Raw genomic sequence first — 24,558 nt, 5'->3', positions numbered from 1 at the left:
GAGGGCCCTTTCCTTTGATAGACATTATGCGGATGAAGCATAGCTTGAGTGGTGCGAGCCGGGTGGTGCAAGCGCTGTATTACTGGGGGGTTGCCTTGTGCCCCTGAACAATGGCGATATAGACGCCTGAAAAAACAAAGGTCGTCACAATGTCGTTAGCCACGTTGACCCACCGTGCCAGCTTGCCTTGCCCACAAGTAACCCCCGAGCAAGCAGCATGCCTGCTCGAGCGGCACTATGGTATGGCGGGCAAATTACACTCGTTGGGCAGTCAGCAAGACCTCAACTATCGAATTGACAGCACACGGGGCCGCTTCGTTTTGAAAATCTGCCGGGGTGACTACGCCGCGGTTGAACTTCAAGCCCAACACGCAGCGCTCAACAGCCTGGGCGCGCATGCCGGCCTGCGTGTTCCCAAGGTCATCCAGACCTTGGCGGGTGAGGAGTTGCTGACGGTCAACGTCGATGACCAAACCCTGCACCTGCGGCTACTGGACTACATCGACGGCCAGCCCCTGACGCATTTACCCCACCTGAGCCGCACCGTGATCGAAGGCTTTGGTGAGCTGTGCGGGCAGATGAGCCTCGCGCTGGCAGGTTTCGAGCACCCTGGCCTTGCGCGCACCCTGCAATGGGACCCGCGCCACGCGCAAGCATTGATCACCCACCTGCTGGCAACCTTGCCCGACCTGCCGCAGCGTGCTGCTTTGGAGCAGGCAGCCAGGCAGGTCGAGGCGCATGTCCAGCCGTTGGCGGCACACCTGCCTTGGCAAGCGGTGCACATGGACATCACCGACGACAACGTGATGTGGCAGCGTGATGCCCAGCGGCACTGGCGTATACAAGGCGTGATCGATTTCGGCGATCTGGTGCACACCTGGCGAATTGCCGATCTGTCGGTGACCTGCGCGGCGCTGTTGCACCATGCCGACGGTGATCCATTTGCTCTCTTGCCGGCGATCCAGGCCTGCCACGCGGTCACGCCGTTGCAGCGCGAAGAGCTGGAGGTGTTGTGGCCGTTGATCGTCGCTCGCGCGGCGGTGTTGGTGCTCAGCAGTGAGCAGCAGCAACGCCTGGACCCGGACAACGTTTATCTAAAGAAAAACGCCGAACACGAGTGGGAAATCTTCCATATCGCCACGTCGGTGCCCTTCGAACTCATGCAAGCGGCTATTCTGCGCAGCGTCGGCAAAACATTACCGCCCGTCGCCAACCAAGACTTCGCGCCTTTATTGCCAGGCTTGGTGGGCCGCGAGTTTGCGCTGATCGACCTGGGCGTACTCAGCCCGCATTTCGAGGCTGGCAATTGGGAGACTCCCGGCATCGATCGGCGCTTGCTGGATCAAGCGGCGACGGTGCATGGGCTGGCGGCCAGTCGTTATGGGCAATACCGCTTGTCGCGCACCCGCCCCGACAGTGCGCTAGAGCCCGAGACCTTCCCCCTGCATGTCGAACTGCATCTGCCCCACGGCACGGTGCTGGAAGCACCCTTTGCGGGAATGCTGCGCGAAGGTACCGACGGCTTGCTGTGTTTGCACGACAGCGGCCTGAGCCTGCGCCTGTGGGGCGTGCGCACATCACGCAAGCCGGGCGCAACCTTGGTCAAAGGGCAGGTGCTGGGCGAGGTTCATGCGCCGTTGACTGTGCAGTTATGCCGCGCCGACCTTGAGCCACCGCTGTTCTGCACACCTTCCCGGGCGTTGGCGTGGCAGGCGTTGTGCCCGTCACCCGCAGCTCTATTGGGCCTGGCCTGTGATGCGGAGCCGGAACTGGACCCAGAAGCCCTGCTGGCCCGGCGTGATGCCAGCTTTGCCCGCTCCCAGAAGCACTACTACGCCGACCCACCGCGTATCGAGCGCGGCTGGCGTAACCACCTGATCGATATGCAGGGCCGATCGTACCTCGACATGCTCAACAACGTGGCCGTGCTGGGCCATGGCCACCCGCGCATGGCTGAAGTGGCGGCTCGGCAGTGGTCGTTGCTCAACACCAACTCGCGGTTTCACTACGCGGCGGTTGCCGAGTTCTCCGAGCGCCTGCTGGCGTTGGCACCGGAGGGCATGGACCGGGTGTTCCTGGTCAACAGCGGCACCGAGGCCAATGACCTGGCGATTCGTTTGGCCTGGGCCTACAGCGGCGGGCGCGACATGCTCAGTGTGCTGGAGGCCTATCACGGCTGGTCGGTGGCGGCGGATGCCGTGTCCACGTCGATTGCCGATAACCCCCAGGCCTTGAGCAGCCGCCCGGATTGGGTACACCCGGTGACCGCGCCCAATACCTACCGCGGTGAATTCCGCGGGCCGGACAGCGCGCCGGACTATGTACGAAGCGTGGAGCATAACCTAGCGAAAATCGCCGCGAGCCAGCGTCAATTAGCCGGGTTCATCTGTGAGCCGGTGTACGGCAATGCCGGCGGCATCTCCCTGCCACCGGGTTACCTGCAACAGGTGTATGGCCTGGTCCGTGCCGAGGGGGGCGTGTGCATCGCCGATGAAGTGCAGGTGGGTTACGGCCGCATGGGGCATTTCTTCTGGGGGTTTGAACAGCAAGGTGTGGTGCCTGACATCATCACCATGGCCAAAGGCATGGGCAACGGCCAGCCGTTGGGTGCAGTGATCACCCGCCGAGAAATTGCCGAGGCGCTGGAAGCCGAGGGTTACTTCTTCTCCTCATCAGGAGGCAGTCCGGTCAGTTGCCGGATCGGCATGGCGGTGCTGGATGTGATGGAAGAGGAAAAGCTGTGGGAAAACGCCCAACTGGTAGGTGGGCATTTCAAGGCACGGTTGGAGGAATTGATCGATCGCCATCCGCTCGTCGGTGCCGTGCACGGTTCGGGCTTCTATCTGGGCCTTGAACTGGTGCGCGATCGCCAGACCCTCGAACCTGCGACTGCAGAAACCGCCTTGTTGTGTGACCGGCTGCGGGAGCTGGGGATTTTCATGCAGCCTACCGGTGATTATCTGAATATCCTCAAAATCAAGCCGCCGATGGTGACGTCCAGACGCAGTGTGGACTTCTTTGTGGACATGCTGTCGAAAGTGCTGGATGAGCAACTGTGATTTATCGATTGTTATCGGCTATTTTTTGCAGGCGCGAGCACCTATCATGTTTTTAGTCTGTTAAAGCCGATTTTTATCCATTATAAAGTTGCCCTTGACCCCATTCGGAGCCCTGATCGCCATGACCACCTTGCACAGCACACCTCGCGCCGATGGCTTTCACATGCCTGCCGAATGGGCGCCCCAGACCCAGACCTGGATGATCTGGCCCGAGCGCCCAGACAACTGGCGCCTGGGCGGTAAGCCTGCTCAGGCGGCCCATGTGGCGGTGGCCAAGGCTATCGCACGTTTTGAGCCGGTGACCGTCGCGGTCTCCGCCGGCCAGTACGAAAACGCCCGTGCCCGCCTGGACGTACCCAATATCCGCCTGGTGGAAATGTCCAATGACGACGCCTGGGTTCGCGACACCGGCCCCACTTTCGTGATCAACGGCAGTGGAGAAGTACGGGGTGTGAACTGGGACTTCAACGCCTGGGGTGGTTTTGACGGCGGTCTGTATGCACCGTGGAATCGCGATTCCCAGGTGGGAGGCAAGATCCTCGAGATGGAGCGCGCACCGCGTTACCGCACTGAAGGCTTTGTGCTTGAAGGCGGTTCGATTCATGTCGACGGCGAAGGCACCCTGATCACTACCGAAGAATGTCTGTTGAACCGCAACCGCAACCCGCACCTTGATCGTGCGGCCATTGAGGCGGTGCTCAGCGATAACCTGGCGGTAGACAAGATCATCTGGTTGCCGGATGGCCTGTTCAACGACGAAACCGACGGCCATGTGGATAACTTTTGCTGCTACGTGCGCCCGGGCGAAGTGCTGTTGGCCTGGACCGATGACCCGCAAGACCCGAACTACCCACGCTGCCACGCAGCCATGGACGTGCTGCAAAGCAGCACCGATGCCCAGGGCCGCTCGTTCATCGTGCATAAAATGCCGATTCCGGGTCCGCTGTATGCCACTGAGGAGGAATGCGCCGGGGTAGACCTGGTTGACGGTAGCCAGGAGCGTAATCCGACCGTGCGGTTGGCCGGTTCCTACGTCAACTTCCTGATCGTCAATGGCGGCATCATCGCGCCGAGTTTCGATGACCCGTTGGACGATCAGGCCAAGCAAATCCTGCAGAACCTGTTCCCACAACATGAAGTGGTGATGGTGCCGGGCCGCGAATTGTTACTGGGTGGGGGCAATATCCATTGCCTGACCCAACAGCAGCCAGCTCCGCAGCGAAAGTGAGTGCAGTTGTAACAGCGCCTTGATGGCGCACGAGCACGCGCGTTTGCAGTGTTCCCCGCAAGCCCGCGACCCAGCCCGGTCGCGGGCTTTTTCATGCCTGCATGCTGGTGAACAGGGCACATTGGCATAGCTCTTGTATCGCTGTGGTTACAGTGGCCCAAGGGGGATGACCGTGCAGTTCTGTCACAAACCTTGAGTAAGTTAGCCGCTCACGCAGCAGGAGAGAGCGCTGAAATGAATGCCGATGTCCACCTGATGAACACGCGTACGTTCCACCCTTTGCGGGTCGACGCAGACGCCATCCATGCGTTGGCCCTTTGGTTGAAGGCGAACGGCTCGCGACAGGCCAGACAAGCGTCTGACTTGCGCAGTGTGATGAGTGAGCGCTACCCGTTGGGGTTGTTCACGGAGGATGAAGTGCAGGCGTTGTGCGAGGTAATGAGCAACTAAAGAACACCTGAAACCAACTGTGGGAGCTGGCTTGCCTGCGATGGCGGTGGTTCAGTTAAACATTCAGTGACTGGCACACCGCTTTCGCGGGCAAGCCCGCTCCCACAGGTATCTGCGCCAGGCGCTGATGTTGTGGGCAATGCCTCACCAGTGTGGGGGCTGGCTTTGTTTCACATGAGGCGTGTCAGAAGCTGTAGGTACCGGTGACCACCAGACTTCGTGGCTCACCCGGTTGAATCTGCGCCGCACTGGTCGCCGAGGCGTAGTAGTTTTTATCAGCGATATTGTTCAGTGCTGCCCGCACGTCCCATTCTTTCTGACGGAACCCGGCCAGCGCGTCCCAGCGGCCATAACCCGGCAACACCACGGTGTTGAGGTTGTCGGCGTAACGATCGCCCACCAGGGTCAAACCGGTTTCCGCGTACCAGCCCATCTCCGGCTTCTAGGTGATGAACAGGCTGGCGTTGCGCTTGGCCACGTCGCTGATCCGTTTGCCCTCAAACCCGTTGTTGTCCTTCTCCACCTTGGCATCCTGCAGGCCTACGCCGCCGCGCACATACCAGTTGTCGACGATCTTGCCGGTGGCGGTCAGCTCCACGCCGCGTGAGCGTTGTTCGCCGGTGAGCAGGGTAATGGTACGGTCCAGCGGGTCGCTGGTGCGGCGGTTGTAGAGTTCCAGCTCGTACACAGCCAGGGTGGTGCTCAGGCGCTCATCGAACCAGTCGCTCTTCACGCCGATTTCTTTTTGCTTGGTCAACTCCGGGCTCAGGTCGTTGACGTTGCCGGTGGCGTTCGGCGTGATGCCGATCAGGCCGCCGCCTGCTGGGGTGAAAGTCTTGCTCCACGAGGCGTAGAACGAGTGGTGCTCCAGGGGCGTCCACACCAGGCCGACGCGCGGGCTGGTGCTGTGGCTTTTCACGTTCTGTTGGATGTCGAGCAGCTTGTTGGTGGTGTCCACTTCGAAGCGGTCGTAACGCAGCCCGCCCAGCAGTTGCCACTGGTCATTCAGGCGCAGTTGGTCCTGTATGTAGAGGGCGCGGCTTTCGACTTCGGTGTGGTTGTTACTCGACAGTCGCATGCTCCCGGTGTGGCTCAGGCGGCGATTGGGTTGGTTGAGGTCCAGGCTCGGCACTGTCTTGCCATCGCGAGCGGAGTACAGCTTCGGATCACGGCGCTGGCTGCCCAGCTCAATACCGGTGAGCAGGCGGTGCTCCAGGCCAAAGGTGTCGAAACCGCCTTCCAGCTCCAGGTTGTTGAACACGTTGCGGGTGGTCAGGTCCTGCTGCCAGTGTTGGCGGCTGACGGTGTTGGTTTTCGGGTCATAGCCGGTCTGGTAAGTATTGTCGAAATCGCTGTCGAGCTTGAACACGCCGAGGGTGTGGCGCAGCTGCCAGTCGGCGTTGAGCTCGTAGGCAAGTCTGGAACGCAGCGACTGGGACTTATCGTCTATGTAATCGCCGTGATCAAAGTAAGTGGTGCTGCGGCTGACATCCGCCGGGCGCCCGTTGACACCAGGAATGCCACGGTCTGGGGTGCGGTTGTAGCGGCTGTATTCGTATTGCACCAGCCAGTTCAGCTCTGGAGTGAGCTGCCAGCTCATCGACGGCGCGAACAACTGGCGGTTGCCGCTGACGCCATCGCGAAAGCTGTTGTTGTCCTGGTTGCCCATGTTCAGGCGCAGGCTGATGTTATCGGTGGGGTCGGTACTCAGGTCGGCATACAGGCTGCGCAAATCGTTGCTGCCGCCTTGGGCTTCGATGCTGGACTTTTGCCCTGGGCTTGGCAGTTTGCTCACCCGGTTGACGATCCCGCCCTGGCCGCCTCGCCCGTAAAGCACGGCGGCCGGTCCCTTGAGCACTTCGATACGCTCGATGTTATGCAGGTCACGTACGTACTGGCTGTCGTCGCGAATGCCATCCAGATAGAAGTCATTGCTGGCGTCGAAACCGCGTATGCGCAGGCTGTCGAAGCGTGTATCGGCGCCGCTGCTGACGTTGGGGATACCGCTCAATGCCTGGCCCAGATCGTTGGTGCCATAGGAGCGCAGGCTCTCGGTTTTGACTGAGTCGATCGCCTGGGGCACGTAGCGAACAGCCGTCGCGGTGCGTGTGGCGGTGCTGGTCTCTTTGACCCGTGGGTCGTCTTCGTCTGCTTCCACGCTGATCGAGGTTTCGGGCAGGACCGTGGCCGCACCGGCAAAACCAGCAGACAGCAGGACAGAGAGCCCAAGGGAGAGGGGCGTCAGGCGAGGGGCAGGCATGGGAGTGTATCCAAATGATGTGGCAGGAAAATTGTGCGCGAATGGTAATGCTTTGCATTTGCGCGCGTTATCTATTCCCTAACGCATTGCATGCGGATTTGTTACTTAATGTGTTTACAAGGGCTGATCAAGGTGTTTTCAAGGCTTTCATCCCGCCGCTTTAGCCCGCTGCTTAGACGAATATCGCCTAAATACAGACGATTCACGAAATTGACACATAGTTCAACGCCCGCATAGGATTGCGCCCAACGCCTGTGGCTAACCACCATGACTAAATCCAATAAAAAAAGGCCCGCGGCAGTTCAGTCGTCCGCGGGCCTTCTTTTTGCTGGCAAGGTCGACACCAGAAAAGCAACAGGAGCCTGGTGTCACAGCGCGTACTCAACCCGTAATAAGGAATATAAGAAAATGTTGAAGCAACGGATGAGTCTGATCGCTCTGGGGATTTTGAGCGCATCGACAGCAATGGCAAACGACCAGGAGCAATCCAAGGGTTTCGTTGAAGACAGCCACCTGAACATCGCAGCACGTAACGCCTACATCAGCCGTGACTACAAAAACGGCAAGCAGGACAAAGCTGAATGGGGCCAAGGCTTCATCGGCAAGTTCGAGTCCGGCTTCACCCAAGGCACCGTCGGTGTGGGTGTGGATGTGATTGGCCAATACGCTATCCGCCTGGATGGTGGTAAAGGTCGCAGTGGCGCTGGCGGTATCGACTTCTTCAAGCAAGGTGACAGCGGAGAAGCCGCCAACGACCTGGCCAAAGGCGGCGCAGCCGTCAAGGCGCGTATCTCCAACACCGTGATCAAATACGGTCAGCAGATGCCAGCCGTGCCGGTCCTGCAATACGACAACTCGCGTCTGCTGTCGGAAACCTACGAGGGCACCTCGATCGTTTCCAAAGAGATCGCCGGCCTGCAACTGGATGCTGGTCACTTCACCAAGGAAGCTCGCAAGAGCGCCGAGGGCAGCGACAGCGGCCGCTTGAAGAGCATCAACTACATCGGTGGTAGCTACAAATTCACCGAAAGCCTGTCGGCTGCTTTGTACGCCTCCGACATGCAGGACGTGCTGAAGAAGCAATACGTCAACGTCAACTACGTGCTGGCCCTGCCAGAACAACAGTCGCTGACATTTGACTTCAACGGCTACAAAACCAAGCTGGACCGCAGCTTCGCCCTGGAAAACCAAGGTGATGCGGACGCTCGCGACAACAAGATCTGGAGCCTGGGCGCTACCTGGGCCGTTGGCGCGCACAGCTTCACCCTCGCTCACCAGCGCAGCACCGGTGACACCGGCTACCTGTACGGTGGCTACCGCAACGCTGGCGGCATTGGCGACGGCGGCAATACCATCCTGCTGGCCAACTCCTACTGGTCCGACTTCAACGGCAAGGACGAGCGCTCCTGGCAAGCAGGTTATGGCATCGACTTCGCCACCTTCGGCGTACCGGGCCTGACCTACAACATTGCCTACGTGCGCGGCACCAACATCGACGACGGCACTGGCCGTGGCGATGGCACCGAGCGTGAAATCTGGAACCAGTTCAAGTACGTGGTACAGAGCGGCCCAGCCAAAGACCTGAGCCTGCGTGCCCGTGCCTCGTGGTTGCGCGTTTCCAACAACGCCAGCAACTACAACGTAGGCGGTAACGAAATCCGTCTGTTCGCCGACTACCCGATCAACGTTTTCTAATTGATCAAATGTCGTGCCTGATGCCAGGCGATAAAAAACCCCGACTGGTTCGGGGTTTTTTATTGTCCGCTCGCGGGGGCGTCAGGCTTTGACCGGTGCGAGCTTTTTGCAGTTCTCTTTGCGCGTCGGGTACTGCTCGCATTTGCGCAGCACGCTTTGCACCTGCTGCGCATTCTGCAGTTGCTGGTTGGCCAACAGCTTCTCGGTAATAAACAGTTCTTCCGAGCCCAGGTTGCGTTCTGCCTTGTCGATCATCGCCAGTGCCGATTGCCCGTCACCGCGTTTGAGGTGGTAGCTGATCATCAAGTCATAGGTGGAAGGCCCTGCCAGGGACCAGTCCTTGATCGCCTGCAACTCTTTCACCGCTTCGCTGTTTTTGCCTTGGGCCAGGCGCACGGTATAGGCAGCGCGCCGAATGCTCGGCTGGTCTTTTACCGGCGAAGCCAGGGCCTTGCGGATGAAAGCGTCAGCGTCTGGCACCTTGTTTTTCTCCAGGGCATCAATCGCGAAGTACGCGTCTTTATAGCCCTGCAAAGCCTTCGCCACCTGGGGCGTATTCTTCATTTTCGACCAGCTTTGCGGGTTGACCCGGGCGCGGCGTTCCTGGCGATACTCGCGTTGCAAGTACTGGCGCAGCTCGGTGTCGCGGTCCATGGCCGACATATGTGAGCGGTTGAAGTATTGGCTGGTCGCGGTGATGCCGGTGGTCAAGCCATCCTTGACCAGCACGTCCAGCTCTTTGGTGAACTGGTCGAGATTGAACTGCTGCAGCGAATCCTGCATGGCATTCTTGCGCGCCGTGAGGAACCCCGTGAGCAAGGGCTTCTGCTTGCCCTGGAAGTCGTTGAGGCGCTCCAGACTATGGGTGGCGGCTCGCGGCGCGTAACCGGCACGGATCATCAAGTCGGTGCCCAGCAAGTCGGCCTGGTCTTCCTGGCTGCGGCCCCAGGCGGTGCTCCATACCTGATCGGAAAAGGTATTGGCCAGGGCGGTATACAGCACGGTGTTGCCGATGGTCTTCTGGGTGCCGGCTGGGTCTTTACTGAACAGTTTCATCGTACCGGAGCTGCGGTCCACGCCCGTATCGGCAGCCATGGTGGCCAAGGCGACCGTGGAGGCCACGGTGGTGAACATGTCTTTCTGCTGCTGGAAAGCGGCCATGCGGTCATGGTGATGCAGCAATACGTGGCTCATTTCATGGCCCAGCATCGCGGCGATTTCATCTTCACTGGCGACGTTGTCCAGCATGCCCAGCGGCACGAACAGGTTGCCGTAGGGGTCTGCCGACGGCCCGAAGCCATAGCTGTCGGTGATCTTCACCTGCAGCGGCGGCAACTCCCCCGGCCAGCCCTTGGACAAGCGCGTGACGATGCCCTGCAAGTAGCCTTGCAGCATCGGGATATCCACCAGGTTCTGCTGGCGCGCTTCAGCGGCCGGTACCGCACGCCCGTCGTAGCTCAAACGCTGCTGGCTCTGGCGCTGTGGGTCGAGCTTGTAATACTGGCGTACGTCGCTGTTATCCACGTAATGGCCCTGAACCCGGGACTGGGTCGAGGGCCCCACCAGGTTCATAAACGCCTGGTCTGCGCCTTTCAAGGTGGCGCAACCACTGAGCACCGAACTGGCCAACAGGCTGGCTGCTACTAGATATCCCTTCACCGCAACGCTCCTTTTATTGATTGCAGCCGGCACCAAAACCGATGGTGGAGTTGTTGCGGCTGTCCTTGGCCTGGCTTTTGGTCAGGCCCTGGCAGGGCAGGTCGACGACGTTCAGCGGGGGCTCGATGCGCAAATCCATGGTGTCCAGCCACACCTTCTGGCCTGCCAGTTCTACCTGCACCAGGTCCAGCGCCTGGTTGTACTGCAATACCGGCAGGGGCTGGGTGGGCGCGTCCTTTTTCGCCAGCTCACGTTGTTGCTTGCCCTGCTCGTCCAGCACTGTCACCGGGTCGGCGAGGAACGCCTTGATACTGTGGGTTTCTGCCCAGGCGCCCTGGGTGAAGAGGGCGGCGAGCAAGACGATGAGGCTTCTGTTCATCCTTGGTTTCCTTGAGTCAGATAGCAGAGCGGTGCACTCAGCGATCGCGGTCGAAGAAGGCTTCGATCCGCTCGCTGAACAGCACCAACGACAGCAACACAATGCCCAGCACGTTGACCGGGGTGATGTCATTGAGGCTCAGCAACACACTGACCCCCGCCAACATCGACATCACCAACAGCCACGACGGGCACGGCGAGGTAAAAAACCAGATTTCCTGGCGCCGCCACCGGCTCCAGGGGCGATGGCCCGCCAGGCGACGTGCGTGCAGCGCCTTGAGCACGGCGATCAACGCCAGCAGCCCGAGCTCCAGCAGGTCCAGCCAATTGAACGGCAGGTGGGGGAAATTGGCCGGTTCATGGTCGTAGTCCATGCCCGCATTGATCAGGTTGTCCAGCGCCATGGCGTGCAGGTAAACGCCAGGGAGTTGGCCGTGTACCGGCGACTCCACCAGGTCCCCTGTAGACGCGATATTGGCGCCCACCAACACCAGGCGGTCGCGCAGTAAGTCGGCGACCAGTGCCTGGTCATCGGGGTCGCTGACCTCCAGGTCACTGGCCGACAACGTCAGCGTATAAGGGCAGCGCGCCTGGGCCGAGTCGTCGAGCTTCCAGAACACCGCCTGAAATAACTGCGCCACCCCGTCCAGCAAAAAATGCCGTGCCGGCGCGCAGTGGCGGATATCGGCAATACGTGCCTGTTCGGGCGCCAGCTTCAGCCCCCACTGCACCGCGATGGGCTGGCGCTGCGCAGCGGCTTGCACATCCACCGGCGGCTGCTTGCAGTGCTGCGTGGCACAGAACACTCGATACAGCGACAGGGCGGGAGTTTCCATCAGCCCTGCATGTGTGCGCATCGCCAGTGGATACTTGTCATCCACCCCTTCCCATACAACCAGCGCCGGCTGGCTCACCTGCATGAACGGCGCCAGCGTATTCGCCTGGCCCGCCTCTGCCCGAGTCAACCCAGTATTGGCCAGCCACAACGGGATGCGTTGGCGTTGATAACGCTCAAACACATTCGCCAGCAACTGGCTGCCCCGCGTCGGGTCGCCAAACGAGTGGTCGTGGCTATAAAGCAAATCCACAAACACCGCCTGGGGCTTGTACGCCAGCAAGCGCTTGAACAACTTGCTCTGCTCGCCATAGGGCATGGGCCACGAACTGTTATTGCGCATCAGGTAGGCATCATCGATCAACACCACCGCCACCCGCTGCTGCCCAAGGCTCGGGTAGTGACTGGCGAACATACGATTGAGCCACTGCGCCGACGCCTTGTCGCTGGAACTGGCCAGGCCGAAAGGATCAAGAATCGCCAGCAACACGATGATGACCGCCAGCCAATAGCGGCGGTATTTGAACAGCGGGGGTTTGGACAACATCCATGTCTCGATAAAAACGCAAGCAAGGCGGGGTTTTTAACGGAGTGGGGAGGGGGTGTCAATTGGAAAAGTGGCTATGTGCCATATCGCTATGGGCGCATGGGTCGTCATTCGTAAAAAGCCCTGGCCTATCCTGGCCAGGGCTTTGCGCTGTGGGCGCCGGGCTTGCCCGCGATGAAATCAGCCCGCGTCCCGCAGGAGTTCTTGCCGATGACTCGTCGCATCTCCCCTGAGCGCTCGCGGGAGTGGCACCGGGTTCTCTGACTCAGGCATGATGTGAACCTGAGCCAACGGAGAGGCGCTATGGGCAGTCACGATAACCCAGCGGTTTCACTGGCCCTTCGTTCGTATTCGGGCCAAGTCGAATTGCACGATCACGACTTTCATCAGCTCGTGCTGCCGCAGTCCGGCTCCATGGACATCGAAGTCGACGGTCGGGCCGGCAAGGTCGACTGGAGTCAGGGCGTGGTAATTCCTGCCGGTGCTCGCCATGCGTTTCTGGCGCAAAAGGCCAATATCTTTCTGGTACTCGACGTGCCGGCCACGACGTTCGGCGGGCCCAAGAATCTCGACCTGTCGACCAGACTCCAGGCCGACAAACGCTTTTTCCCAGTAGGCCCGGAAATCCGCCATTTACTCGAATACGCCAGCCGCAGCGCGCCCTTGCTGACCAGTTCACCTCAGGTGGCGGAGTCCTGGAGTACTTTGCTGCTGTCTTCGCTGACGCTGCCGCCCGGAATCATCCCTGAGCATGGTCAGTTCACCCTGGCACGGGCACTCGCTTACATCGAAAGCCATCTGGACAGCCGGCTTAGCGCCACCGAGATTGCACGGGTGGCAGGCACCAGCGAGCGGCAACTCTACGTGCTGTTCGCTCGCCATTTGAATAGCACGCCTTTTGCGCATATCGCCACCTTGCGTCTCAACCGTGCCATCGACTTGCTGTGCGAAACCGCGCTGTCGATCACCGAGATCGCCCACCGCGTCGGTTATGCCGATCAAAGTGCACTCACCCACGCCCTGAAAAAGAACCGCGACCTGACGCCGGCCACGGTGCGACGAAGTTCGCGGGTAAGGTGAATCCGGCAGGCCTGAACAAATCTTCAGCAGTGCTCATCAATACCCGCCCGGCCGGACCTTTCTATGATTGCCCCACCGACAAGGATAAATCAGACGGGGCGTAGATGACCGAAGTGACGCGCATTGCCAAAACACAGGTGTCTGTCAGAGCCGCAGCCTCGGCCACCGCCATCGGCGTGATCGCGGTGTTCCTGTGGTCATGCCTGGCGTTGCTGACCAGCCTCACCGAAGGCATTCCACCCTTCCAACTGCTGACCCTGAGTTTTGCCGTCGCGTTTGTAGCGAGCCTGTGCATCCTTGGCCGCAACGGCATGGCGGGGTTTCGCAGCTGGCGTCAGCCCTGGTCGGTATGGGCGGTCGGTTTTCTAGGGATATTCGCCTACCACGCGCTGTATTTTTTCGCCCTCAAGGCTGCCCCGGTTGCCGAGGCGAGCCTGATTGCCTACCTGTGGCCACTGTTGATTGTGCTGCTCTCGGCCTTCAGCGCGGGGGAACGGCTGCGCAAACGCCAGTTACTCGGCGCGCTGCTGGGGTTGGCCGGTACGGCGTTCATCATGCAACAGCGCGCCTCGGATGAAGCCGCCGCCATGCCGGTAGCCGGCTACCTGGCCGCCTTCGCCTGCGCGCTGGTCTGGTCGTCCTATTCGGTGATCAACCGCCGTTTCAGTGACGTGCCAAGCAGCATCATTGGTGGCATCTGTGGCCTCGTCGCAGTGGCCGGCCTGGTCTGCCATCTGGCGTTTGAAACCGCGGTCATTCCAAGCGCCGGGCAATGGGCGGCCATCGTCGGCCTTGGCCTGGGGCCGGTGGGCCTGGCGTTTTTCGCCTGGGACCACGCCACCAAGCACGGCAGCCTGGCGATGCTCGGCGCTCTCTCCTATCTGGCCCCCCTGATCTCGACCCTGCTGCTGGTGGCCATAGGGCAAAGCCATGCCAGCCCGATCCTGATTATTCCCACACTGCTGATTATCGTTGGCGCTGTTATCGCCACCTCGAAAACAGGCCAGCCCAACGCCGACATCACTGTTGTAAAGGAGCTTTGAGATGGACCTGATTGCCTCTGAAGGCGCCACAAGAATTGAACGCGACCTGCCACGATTCAGCGTGGCGCCCACTCGTCCTGCGCTCCAGCATCTGGGACTACCGTCATTGAAGTCCAGCCGCAGCGGCATTCGCCGCCGCGCAAATGGCGAAGCGCCACGTGTGTTGCTGTTCGTGCCGCCTTACACGCGGCTGATTGAGCCGGTACCGCTGGGCAGCGCATTTGCCGACATCGGCATCGACACGTTCGAAGTAATGAAACGCGCCGGCACGCCCATTGGCCTGTTGCGCATCGCCACGGTGGCCAAGCGCGCCGGCTACGAGGTGCAGATCGTCGACGCGCCATTCGCCGGCTGGTCCCAGGAAAACACTCTGGTGAACGTCGATCAGGGCCATTTGGTCCGCTATGGCCTCACCGATGTGCAAATGCGCAAGATCATCGAAGATGCACAACCGGACATCGTCGGCATCCAGTGCAACTACACCGTGCAATGGGGCAACGCCCGGGCGCTGGCCGACCTGGTGAAATCCATCGATCCAAATTTGCTGCTGGTGACGGGCGGTGCCCATTCCAGCGGTGACTGGCAGAATGCCTTGCTGGACTCGCCTTTCGATTTCACCCTGATCAACGAAGCGGATCGCGCCTTCACGCTGCTGCTCGACGCGGTCACCCATGAAGGCGGCAATGTCGACGCGGTGCCGGGCATTGCCTATCGCAGCTACAGTGGCCAACTAGTTCGACCGACGCGCAAATCCAGCTACTTGAGCATTGTCCCGGCCCGGCAGGATCTGGATGAGCGGCTGGGCGTCATGCCGTTGCCGGATTTCAGTTTCCTGAACATGAACAACTACTTGCAGCCCTATCATTCCTCCGGTGCGCGGGTGCGCAAGACCGGCGCCTGGGCGCAGATCTTTTCCACCATAGGCTGCAACGTCAATTGCAACTTCTGCTATATCCCCAAAATCAACGGCCCCTGGCGGGCATTGGGGCTGGACTGGTTCGACCTGCATCTGGCGGATTTGGTCAAACAAGGCGTGACCGAAGTGTTGATCGAAGACGATCACTTGATGCATGACCCGCTGTACGCTATGGAGGTCGGCAAGCTGTTGAAGAAACACCATTTGCCGTGGGTCGAGGAAGGTGGGCTGAGCCTGTTCAATCTGGTGCTGCTGCACAAGGGCGAGCGATTTCTGGCGGAACTTGATGAGCAGGAACTCAAAAGCCCGCACTACCGCAACGTCATCGCTGCCATTCGCGGCGGTCTCACGGCGAAGACGTTTATCCGTTCAATCGCCGACAACGGTTGCTACAACATTTACCTTGCGGTGGAGAGCGCCAACGAAGAGAGCCTGGTGAACTCCAACAAGTCGCGTTTCAACGCGATTCAGCAGGCAACCTTTGAGATCATCCAGATGTTTACCGAGTGCGGAATTCAGGTGACGGGCGGCTTCATGCTCGGCTTCGTCAACCCGCCGGCCTCGGCTGCCGAACAGCCGTTCATCGAAAGCCTGGGGCAAATCGGTAATACCATTGATTATGCCGTCAGCCTTATGGGCGCAGGCATGGCCTACGCCAACCCGTTTATCGTGACCCCGATTCCGGGCACCGAGATGTGGGCATACCAACAGCAGTATGTGGTCCGTCACTACGACAATGGCTGGTCTCACGAAAAAGCCACCATGGCCACCGAGCAATGGAGTGCCGAGGACATCGAAAAAGCCCGTATGGAATTGCTGGTACGCGCTAATGGTGCTGATCGGGTGCGGGAAATGGTGCGGCGCGGAACGTGGCCAGTGGATGTCTGATTTTTTACGCAGCCCTACTCGTTCAATGACTTCGAGCGAGTAGCCAAACAACCTCACACGTCAATTGAGCCACTTACACCATCAGCCTGCTTCTGACCGGTTTTTGACCTTCATCTATAGGTTGAATTTTCCTAAGCGAAGAGTGAGCAAATGCGCGGTCAGTAGCCAGTAATAGCGCGTCGATTCAGCATGCTGGTTCACGTGACGGTTTAGAAACCATGCGAGATGCTTTCGCTGCCAGGTCCATGGATTATCTTCGTGCAAGCGATTAGAGATCTCCGCTTGAATGGTCTTTGCTTGGCGTAGGTGACGTTCGCGAATGGCATGCGACCCGGTGAGAAGATCCGCCAGGAACAGCGCCATGTCGAATGTTTTGCTCGTGCTCGATCATCGTTATAAGCCGATACCACGTCGAGACGACCATGCCCCAGTTCGTCGCTGATTTGTGTGCAGGCCTGCTGATGAAGGATGGGCGGGCAGGGCGGACGATTGCCCGTGAAAATCGAGGTGGTTTTCGGCTGGTATCCATAAGATTTTGGCGGAATCCGACGGAATGTCAAAACGAAAAAACCCGCCAGAAGGCGGGTTTTTCGGGGGTTCCAGAGATTTTGAAAGCTTTCTTTGGAACCTTGTATGGTGCCGGCACCAGGAGTCGAACCCGGGACCTACTGATTACAAGTCAGTTGCTCTACCAACTGAGCTATACCGGCGTGTTAGGGCGACGATTATAGCGATTGGAAAGGTTCTGTAAACCCCTGAATTCTGACTATTTTTGCAAAGTCTGAGGTTTCTTGCGATTAGGCTGTCTTGGGCACGTTTTCACAGGTTGCAAGCCTGTGGAAAACACACGCTGAAAAAGCCATTAAATTGACTATCTACCGTCCATCTAAAAACCCGAGCATAAAAACAGCAAAATAATGACACTTCAAACCCTTTGTCACAGAATGCCCCCAACAAGGGCGCCTATAAAAAGACCTGCGGCAAGTGCCCGCACTTGCTGACCTTCACGTCTTTAAGCTGCGTCGTGAGGAGCAGGCTATGAGCCTAAGCAAAGAAATTCTGGCGTTGTTTGGCAAAGACGTTACCCATGATGCCGACGGCATCAATGCAAGAATGCACTTTTTCGGCAGTGTTCCTGACGAAAGTATTTACCAACAGCCCCTCAATGCCCCGGAGCTGCGCCCTAAAATAGTGGCGTTGGTGTCTATCAATGGCGGTGTGGGCCGCAGCACGCTGGTCACGGCCTTGAGCAGTGGGTTGCAGCGCCTGGGCGAGTCGGTGGTGGCGCTGGACCTGGACCCGCAGAATGCCTTGCATCATCACTTTGGGGTCAGTTCCACCTTGCCCGGAATCGGCCGCACCAGTCTGGAGCATGGGCAATGGGCGCCCTTGCAGCAGTTGGGCTTTGCCGGTTGCCAGGTGATGACGTTCGGCGATATCGATATCCAGCAGCAGGAAAGCCTCGAGCGCTGGCTCAAGCAGGAGCCCGGTTGGCTGGCGCAGCGTCTTGGGTGCCTGGGGCTCAGCGAGCGGCACACGGTGATCATCGATACGCCCGCGGGTAATAACGTCTATTTCCATCAAGCGTTGAGCGTTGCCGATGTGGTGCTGGTCATCGTGCAGGCGGACGCTGCTTGCCTTGGGACCCTGGATCATCTGGACCTGCTGCTCGCTCCGCACCTTGAGGGCGAGCGCCCGCCGGTTGTGCAGGTGGTGATTAACCAGGTGGATGAGAGCAACCCCTTCAGCCTGGACATGGTCGAGGCGTTCAAGCATCGCTTGGGCAAAGAGCCGTTGGAAGTTCATCGCGATATGGCCATCAATGAGGCGTTGGCCTACTCATCCGACCCACTGGATAACGTGGCGAAACGGCTGGCCAGTGATGATATCAACGAGGTTTGCCTGTGGCTGAAGGCGCCAAAACAGACCGCATAAAGCGCCCGTTATGCGCGTGGCGCCAGATGCTTATGCACAATCGGTTGGTAACGGTTGTCACGAAACAGCCATTTTGTGCAGCAGTTCTCAGCACGCTGCAACTGCCTGTTTTGTGTGCACTTTATTTTGTGAACAAAAAATGACCAGGCCGGCTTTGGGTGTGAAGTGCCGATATCTACTGCCTTTGCAAAGTATTCATCAACAGAGTTATCCACAGGGCACTTGTAGGATTTTTTGCCCTTTATTAGCGCTCGGCCAGCACCATCAGGTTGCGAGGGGTCAACGATGGTTCGCAGAAGCTGCCGACCTCGACGTTGTAGCCCTGTTCCACCATGAACAGTGCCCGGTCCAATACCAACCACAGTTCCAATGGGCGTCGAAACAAGCCTCTCACTAACTCAAGGTTGCGCACCTCGGCCAGGCGTTGCCAGCCGTGGGCTTCCAGGGCCGGCCAGTTCTGCTCGCCTGTGGATAAGCCCTTGAGGCTTGCCAGTTCCTGGCAATAGTCGGCAAAGGGTTTATCCAGCCAACTGGCGGGCAGGGAAGGTGTTGGCAGGTAGTCGTCGCAGTCACGCAGTTGCCGTTGCAGTTGGTCAAAGCCCAGGCGGCGGGCCATGGATGTGTCCCGTTGTTGGCGTACACGGTTGCCGGCGGTGACGGTTTCGCTCAGGGGCAGGCCCAGGTCCTCAATCGACAGTTGCAGCAAGGAGGCACGCCCGGCGGCGGAGAGGGGTTGATAACGGTCGGCGGTGATGCGGTTGTAGCAGCAGGGCGCCAGGGCCAGTTGTTTGCAGCCGGCGGCGCTGGCCAGTTGTAGCAGGCGCACATGCAGGTCGCCGCAGGCATGCAGGGCGACCGGCGTGTGTTCGGGCTGGATCGCGACATCCGCCATCACGTCTTGCAGATGATGGGTTGCGGGCAGGTCGTGGCGATCACTCAAGGCTTGGCCGGAGGCGATCAGGGCGGGGTCATATTCCAGGCAAGTCAACCGTTGGCCGGGTTGCAGCAGGCGGCGGCCTAGGTGGCCTTTGCCGGCGCACCAGTCCAGCCAGTGGGCAGGCGTTTGGGTAAAAGTCAGTGCGGCGCCGAAGGCTTCGATCTGTTGCCATTTGCGCCCTGGCACGTCGACATTCAAACGATGGCGAGCGGGCTCAAGGGTGTGCGTGGGGAACTTATCCACAGTAGCGAGGCGCAGCGCGTGAGCGGCCAGCTGTGGAAAAGGTGTGGGCGCGGGCAGGTCGTGGGGTTGGTTGTGACTGGCTTCAGCTTCGGCCAGCGAACGCTTGCGCAGCCACTGGGATAACTCGGGATGCTCGGTTTCCCAGGGCAACTGCAACTGAGTAAAGGGCCGTGGTCGCCACAGCCCTTGGTGTTCGGTCAGGAACGCATCCAGTGCCTGGAAGCGTGCCTCAACGTCCTTGGCATGCATCGACGCGCAGCCATTTTTCCAGCAGTTTGAAGCCGCGCACCAGCACGTAGGCCATCAGCAGGTAGAACAACCCTGCAGCGAAGAAAATCTCCACCGGCAGGTAAGTGCGAGCAATGATGGTGCGCGCCATGCCGGTCAGTTCCAGCAGGGTCACGGTACTGGCCAGGGCGCTGGCCTTGAGCATCAGGATCACTTCGTTGCTGTAGGCCGGCAGGCCGATGCGCGAGGCGCGTGGCAGGATAATGTAGAACAGCGTCTTGGGCTTGGACATGCCCAGGGCCCGCGCTGCTTCGATTTCGCCCGGCGGAATGGCCTGGATCGCACCGCGCAGGATCTCGGCAATGTAGGCGGCGGTGTGCAGGGTCATGGTGGCGGTGGCGCACCAGAACGGGTCGCGCAGGTACGGCCACATGAAGCTGTTGCGCACGGCGTCGAACTGCGCCAGGCCGTAATACACCAGGAACAACTGCACCAGCAGCGGCGTGCCACGGAAGAAGAAAATATAGCCGTAGGGCAGGGCGCTCACGTACCAGCGGCGCGAAGAGCGGGCGATGCCCAGAGGGATCGCCAGCAGCAGGCCGGCGATCACGGCGATTGCCACCAGCTCCAGGGTCAGGGTTGCGCCCTGGGCCAACTTCGGCAGCCACTTGATGATCACGGCCCAGTTCAGGCCCAGGTCAAAGTGCGATAGCCAGCTGTAGTCGCCGCTCATTGGGTGCTCCTTGCAAAGCCGCGGGCGGCGCGTTTTTCCAGGAAGTGCATGCTGGTCATCGCCAGTACGGTCAGGCCCAGGTACATGAAGGCGGCGACCATGAAGAAGGTGAAGGGTTGCTTGGTCACGGTCACGCCGATCTGCGCGTGGCGCATGATTTCTTCCAGGCCGATCACCGACACCAGCGCGGTGTCTTTCATCAGGATCATGAACAGGTTACCCAGGCCCGGCAGGGCGATGCGCCACATCTGCGGCATGATCAGCCGGGTGAAAATCCGAAACTTCGACAGCCCCAACGCCACACCGGCTTCGCGGTGGCCCTTGGGAATGGCGAGGATCGCGCCGCGGAACACTTCCGTTGCGTAGGCGCCGAAGCACAGGCCCAGGGCGATGACGCCGGCGGCGAAGGCACTCAGCGACAGGTCGGGGTTGCCGAAGAACTCACCGAGCGCACGCATCAGGTTGACGGTGCCAAAGTAAATCAGCAGCACCCACAGTAATTCGGGAATACCGCGAACGATGGTCGAATACGCACCGCCCAGCCATTGCAGTGGCTTGTACGGGGAGGTCTTGGCCAAGGCGCCGGCAAGGCCGAGCACCAGCCCCAGGCACAGGGCCGTGAGCGCCAGTTTGACGGTCATCAGCGCGCCGGCGGCAAGGGCCGGGCCGAATCCGTAGAGATCGAAATTCATGGTGTTTTCATATCGCGGCAGGCATTGCTAAAAGCCAGCGCGCTCGCAGGAGCGCGTCGGGCAGGCCGTTCAGATCATTCGATGCTGAACGGGAAGTACTTGTCGTTGATCTTCTTGTAGGTGCCGTCTGCCTTGATCTCTGCCAGGGCTTTGTTCAGGCGCTCGCGCAGCGGGTCGCCTTTGCGTACGGCGATACCGATCTTGTCGCTTTCTACCACCGGGTCGCCTTTGAATTCATAGGCCGAACCGTCTTTGCTCTTGAGCCATTCGTACTGCACGTACTTGTCAGCCAGGATGCCGTCGAGGCGACCGGAGGTCAGGTCGAGGTAGGCGTTTTCCTGCGTGTCGTAGAGCTTGGCTTCGGTGTCCGGCAGCTTGTCTTCCAGGTAGGTACCGGCCAGCGTTGCGCGCTGTGCACCGATCACCTTGCCTTTGAGGTAAGTGGCGTCGGTCTTGAAATCCGCAGTGGCTTTGGGCGCAATGAACTGCAGCTTGTTGGAATAGTACGGGTCGGTGAAGTCCACCGCCTGCTTGCGCTCGTCGGTGATCGACAGCGAAGACACCAGGAAGTCGAACTTCTTGGCGTTCAGGGCAGGGATGATGCCGTCCCAGTCGGACACATACACTTCGCACTTCTCGACTTTCATCTTGGCGCACAGGGCGTCGCCGATGTCCTTGTCGAAGCCGACAACGTTACCGCTGGCGTCTTTATTGTTGAACGGCGGGTAGGCCGCTTCGATCCCCATCTTCAAGGTTTCTGCCATGGCCGTGGCGCTGAATGCCATCGAGACGGCCGCGGCCAGAAGGAATTTCTTATAGGTCTGCATGCATGTTGCTCCGTTAGCGGTTGCTGGACATGAATTGTTTGCAGCGCGCCGAAAGCGGGTTTTCAAATACCTGCTGTGGCGATCCTTGCTCTTCGACCAGGCCCTGGTGCAAAAACACCACTTCGCTGGATACCTGGCGGGCGAAGCCCATTTCGTGGGTGACCAGCAGCATGGTGCGGCCTTCTTCGGCCAGCGCGCGGATCACATTAAGTACTTCCTGGACCATTTCCGGGTCAAGCGCCGACGTCGGTTCGTCGAACAGGATGACTTTAGGCTGCATCGCCAGGGTACGCGCAATCGCCGCGCGTTGTTGTTGGCCACCAGAGAGTTGCGCAGGGTAGGCGTGGCGCTTGTCGGCGATACCAACCTTGGCCAGCAGGGCCTCGGCCACTTCTATCGCTTCGGCCTTGCTCTGGCCGAGCACGCGCCGAGGAGCCTCGATGATGTTGTCGAGGATGCTCATGTGCGGCCACAGGTTAAAGTTTTGAAACACAAACCCGATTTCGCTGCGCAAGCGGTTGATCTGCTTGCCGTCGGCGGCCATCAGTTCGCCGTTTTTCGCGGCCTTTAGCTTGAGTTCTTCGCCGGCCACCAGGATCTGGCCCTGGTGCGGGTTTTCCAGCAGGTTGATGCAGCGCAGGAAGGTGGACTTGCCGGAACCGGAGGAACCCAGGATCGAGATCACATCGCCGTCGCGAGCGGTCAGCGAGATACCTTTGAGTACCTCAAGCTCACCATAGCGTTTATGCAAGTTGCGGATTTCAAGCGCGGGCGTGGCCTCGGCCATGTGCGGTCCTCATTGTGTTCGTTGCGATCTTCGCTGTTGGGCCGCCTTCCTGGCGAGGCGCCAAGCTAGCATAGCGTTTGGATGACAGCCAACAGCGCTGCGGACGGTTAATCGGTGGTCTGCGGCAGGGTGTCGCATCGGCGCAGCAGTGTGTCGCGCCATCAACAACCTACAGACGTTTGAGCCGGAAAGATCCACAGGCTTCGCGTAAAAAAGGGCGCGATGGTGCCAGCTTTGGCCGGGTGTTGGAAGGGTTAACCGGGCAAACGGTCCATATCAGCCCGGTTATGGGGCGTCACGTACTTTTTGTGTGTGTTTTTGGTGCGTCGCAATGCCATGAATGTGAGTCGCACGGTAACGCTATAGCGGAATGCCATTGTTCTCAATGACTTGCGATGAGTGGTGAATTGTCCTACAGCCCCCGCCAACTGTGGTTCTGAAATATTTTGGCGCAAATCTTGCGTAAAAAATAAAGAACGCCCTGTTGGATTCTTTTCACGAGAAAGGCTGCAAGCCGGGCGAACCGTTTTCGCAATTCCTCGCAAAGGTGTGTCAATGAGTAGTACGCAAAGCTCCAATGACCTCGAACAGGGGCTCAAACCGCGTCACGTCACCATGCTGTCGATTGCCGGTGTCATCGGCGCCGGTTTGTTTGTCGGCTCCGGCCATGCGATCGCTGCTGCCGGCCCGGCTGTGCTGTTGGCCTATGCAGCCGCCGGTACGCTGGTAGTCCTGGTGATGCGCATGCTGGCCGAGATGGCCGTTGCGTCACCGGATACCGGTTCGTTCTCTACCTATGCCGACCGGGCAATCGGCCACTGGGCCGGTTTCACCATTGGCTGGCTCTACTGGTGGTTCTGGGTGCTGGTGATTCCACTGGAAGCCAACGCGGCGGCGACCATCCTGCACGCCTGGTTCCCCGACGTGGCGATCTGGGTGTTCACCCTGGTCATTACCTTGCTGCTCACCGCAACCAACTTGTTCAGCGTGAAGAACTACGGCGAGTTTGAGTTCTGGTTTGCGCTGATCAAGGTCGTGGCGATCGTGGGCTTTGTGATCCTCGGCCTGGCCGCGATCTTCGGCTTCTTGCCCACCAGCCAGGTCAGCGGTGTTTCGCACCTGTTCGATACCCAAGGGTTCATGCCCAACGGCATGGGTGCCGTATTGGCGGCGATCCTGACCACCATGTTCTCGTTCATGGGCACCGAGATTGTCACCATCGCCGCAGCCGAATCGAAGAACCCGGGCCAGCAAATCACCAAGGCCACCAACTCGGTGATCTGGCGGATTGGTTTGTTCTACCTGTTGTCGATCTTCATCGTGGTGTCCCTGGTGCCTTGGAACGATCCGACCCTGGCTGCCGTAGGTTCCTACCAGACCGTGCTGGAGCGCATGGGTATCCCGAACGCCAAGCTGATTGTCGACCTGGTGGTGCTGGTTGCCGTGACCAGTTGCCTCAACTCGGCGCTGTACACCGCGTCGCGCATGCTGTTCTCCCTGGGCCGTCGCGGTGACGCACCGGCCGTGGCCAAGCGCACCAACAAGAGCGGCACGCCTTACTGGGCGGTGTTGCTGTCTACCGGCGCCGCGTTCCTGGCGGTATTCGCCAACTACGTCGCTCCGGCGGCGGTGTTCGAATTCCTGCTGGCCAGCTCCGGCGCCATTGCGTTGCTGGTGTACCTGGTGATTGCGGTGTCGCAACTGCGCATGCGCCAGAAGCGTGCGGCAGCGGGCGAGAAGATCGTCTTCAAGATGTGGCTGTTCCCAGGCCTGACGTACGCGGTGATGGTGTTCATCGTCGGTACGTTGACCATCATGTTGTTCCAGGAAGCACACCGGGTCGAGATCATCGCCACCGGGGTTCTGAGCTTGCTGGTGGTATTGGCGGGGTTGGTGGTGGCGAGCCGTCGCAAGGCCCAAAGAGTGGGGGCTGCGGCGCTTAACTGACGGGAGACGGTGGTAGTGCACCGCGCAACAATGTGGGGGCCGGGCTTGCCCGCGATGACGGACTGCCAGTCGATATCTTCGTCGACTGACACACCGCCATCGCGGGCAAGCCCTAATGCCAGTCAGTTAAGACAGCATCGGTAACTGTGGCGAGGGAGCTTGCTCCCGCTGGGGCGCGAAGCGGCCCCAAA

17 protein-coding genes, 1 tRNA gene and 1 pseudogene are annotated in these 24,558 nt (G+C 59.7%); 9 read left to right on the top strand and 10 right to left on the bottom strand.

The window, feature by feature from the left end; genetic code table 11:
* Positions 1-149: 149 nt before the first annotated feature.
* The 3 genes from OC445_RS08525 to OC445_RS08515 all read left to right on the top strand — a co-directional run bounded on the left by OC445_RS08525 (position 150) and on the right by OC445_RS08515 (position 4,737).
* Positions 150-3,059, top strand: coding sequence for an aminotransferase (locus OC445_RS08525; RefSeq protein WP_262020058.1), 2,910 nt, complete (start codon positions 150-152; stop codon positions 3,057-3,059).
* A 121-nt stretch (positions 3,060-3,180) separates the two neighbouring features.
* The gene (aguA, locus tag OC445_RS08520; RefSeq protein WP_198861811.1) at positions 3,181-4,287 is read left to right on the top strand and encodes an agmatine deiminase; all 1,107 of its coding nucleotides are present in this window, start codon (positions 3,181-3,183) and stop codon (positions 4,285-4,287) included.
* A 234-nt stretch (positions 4,288-4,521) separates the two neighbouring features.
* A complete protein-coding gene (locus tag OC445_RS08515) occupies positions 4,522-4,737 on the top strand; it encodes a hypothetical protein (RefSeq protein ID WP_054896638.1) in 216 nt (71 codons plus the stop codon).
* A 184-nt stretch (positions 4,738-4,921) separates the two neighbouring features.
* On the opposite strand, the pseudogene OC445_RS08510 reads toward OC445_RS08515, so the two are convergent.
* Positions 4,922-6,997, bottom strand: a pseudogene (locus OC445_RS08510) (TonB-dependent receptor).
* A 408-nt stretch (positions 6,998-7,405) separates the two neighbouring features.
* Here OC445_RS08510 and OC445_RS08505 point away from each other — a divergent pair.
* Positions 7,406-8,692, top strand: a complete 1,287-nt coding sequence (locus OC445_RS08505) for an OprD family porin (protein WP_034125518.1) — start codon at positions 7,406-7,408, stop codon at positions 8,690-8,692.
* Between the two features lie 81 nt (positions 8,693-8,773).
* Here OC445_RS08505 and OC445_RS08500 read toward each other — a convergent pair whose 3' ends face one another.
* Genes OC445_RS08500 through OC445_RS08490 form a run of 3 tightly spaced genes read right to left on the bottom strand, consistent with a single transcriptional unit; the run spans position 8,774 to position 12,111 of the window.
* On the bottom strand, positions 8,774-10,351 hold the full coding sequence (locus tag OC445_RS08500) for a M48 family metallopeptidase (protein ID WP_054919702.1): 1,578 nt from the start codon (positions 10,349-10,351) through the stop codon (positions 8,774-8,776).
* A gap of 13 nt (positions 10,352-10,364) precedes the next feature.
* Positions 10,365-10,730: a hypothetical protein gene (locus OC445_RS08495; protein WP_014716500.1), complete on the bottom strand. Its 366-nt coding sequence runs from the start codon at positions 10,728-10,730 to the stop codon at positions 10,365-10,367.
* Positions 10,731-10,767: 37 nt separating this feature from the next.
* Complete coding sequence (locus tag OC445_RS08490) at positions 10,768-12,111, bottom strand: CHASE2 domain-containing protein (RefSeq protein WP_262020057.1); 1,344 nt, start codon at positions 12,109-12,111, stop codon at positions 10,768-10,770.
* Positions 12,112-12,414: 303 nt separating this feature from the next.
* Here OC445_RS08490 and OC445_RS08485 point away from each other — a divergent pair, with 303 nt between their 5' ends.
* The 3 genes from OC445_RS08485 (at position 12,415) to OC445_RS08475 (ending at position 16,038) form a co-directional block, all read left to right on the top strand.
* Positions 12,415-13,191, top strand: a complete 777-nt coding sequence (locus tag OC445_RS08485) for a helix-turn-helix domain-containing protein (protein ID WP_054896634.1) — start codon at positions 12,415-12,417, stop codon at positions 13,189-13,191.
* A gap of 104 nt (positions 13,192-13,295) precedes the next feature.
* Positions 13,296-14,234, top strand: coding sequence for a DMT family transporter (locus tag OC445_RS08480; protein WP_034125522.1), 939 nt, complete (start codon positions 13,296-13,298; stop codon positions 14,232-14,234).
* Position 14,235: 1 nt separating this feature from the next.
* Complete coding sequence (locus OC445_RS08475) at positions 14,236-16,038, top strand: B12-binding domain-containing radical SAM protein (RefSeq protein WP_057975371.1); 1,803 nt, start codon at positions 14,236-14,238, stop codon at positions 16,036-16,038.
* A 634-nt stretch (positions 16,039-16,672) separates the two neighbouring features.
* Here OC445_RS08475 and OC445_RS08465 read toward each other — a convergent pair.
* Positions 16,673-16,748: transfer RNA gene (locus tag OC445_RS08465), tRNA-Thr, on the bottom strand.
* Positions 16,749-17,076: 328 nt separating this feature from the next.
* Between OC445_RS08465 and bcsQ the strand changes: the two genes are divergently transcribed.
* Positions 17,077-17,973 (top strand): cellulose biosynthesis protein BcsQ, encoded by an 897-nt coding sequence (bcsQ, locus tag OC445_RS08460; RefSeq protein WP_054896622.1) that lies wholly within the window; start codon positions 17,077-17,079, stop codon positions 17,971-17,973.
* 244 nt (positions 17,974-18,217) lie between these two features.
* Here bcsQ and OC445_RS08455 read toward each other — a convergent pair whose 3' ends face one another.
* The 5 genes from OC445_RS08455 to OC445_RS08435 form a co-directional block, all read right to left on the bottom strand.
* Positions 18,218-19,402, bottom strand: a complete 1,185-nt coding sequence (locus tag OC445_RS08455) for an SAM-dependent methyltransferase (protein WP_262020056.1) — start codon at positions 19,400-19,402, stop codon at positions 18,218-18,220.
* Positions 19,383-20,072 (bottom strand): ABC transporter permease, encoded by a 690-nt coding sequence (locus tag OC445_RS08450; protein WP_032803763.1) that lies wholly within the window; start codon positions 20,070-20,072, stop codon positions 19,383-19,385. The genes OC445_RS08455 and OC445_RS08450 overlap by 20 nt, the downstream gene beginning before the upstream one ends.
* Positions 20,073-20,110: 38 nt before the next feature.
* Positions 20,111-20,806: an ABC transporter permease gene (locus OC445_RS08445; protein ID WP_005783890.1), complete on the bottom strand. Its 696-nt coding sequence runs from the start codon at positions 20,804-20,806 to the stop codon at positions 20,111-20,113.
* A gap of 74 nt (positions 20,807-20,880) precedes the next feature.
* Positions 20,881-21,633 carry an ABC transporter substrate-binding protein gene (locus OC445_RS08440; protein ID WP_014716503.1) on the bottom strand — a complete coding sequence of 251 codons (753 nt, stop codon included), beginning with the start codon at positions 21,631-21,633 and terminating at the stop codon, positions 20,881-20,883.
* Positions 21,634-21,646: 13 nt separating this feature from the next.
* Positions 21,647-22,420: an ABC transporter ATP-binding protein gene (locus OC445_RS08435; RefSeq protein ID WP_010213906.1), complete on the bottom strand. Its 774-nt coding sequence runs from the start codon at positions 22,418-22,420 to the stop codon at positions 21,647-21,649.
* Between the two features lie 555 nt (positions 22,421-22,975).
* Here OC445_RS08435 and gabP point away from each other — a divergent pair.
* Positions 22,976-24,367, top strand: coding sequence for a GABA permease (gene gabP / locus OC445_RS08430; RefSeq protein ID WP_034125525.1), 1,392 nt, complete (start codon positions 22,976-22,978; stop codon positions 24,365-24,367).
* Positions 24,368-24,558 lie beyond the last annotated feature (191 nt).

Source organism: Pseudomonas sp. Pse35, assembly GCF_024519715.1.
In the GTDB taxonomy this organism is placed as follows: Bacteria; Pseudomonadota; Gammaproteobacteria; order Pseudomonadales; family Pseudomonadaceae; genus Aquipseudomonas; species Aquipseudomonas paracarnis.
The sequence above is the reverse complement of the archived record's forward strand: the minus strand, read 5'-3'. Positions and strand labels throughout refer to the sequence as shown.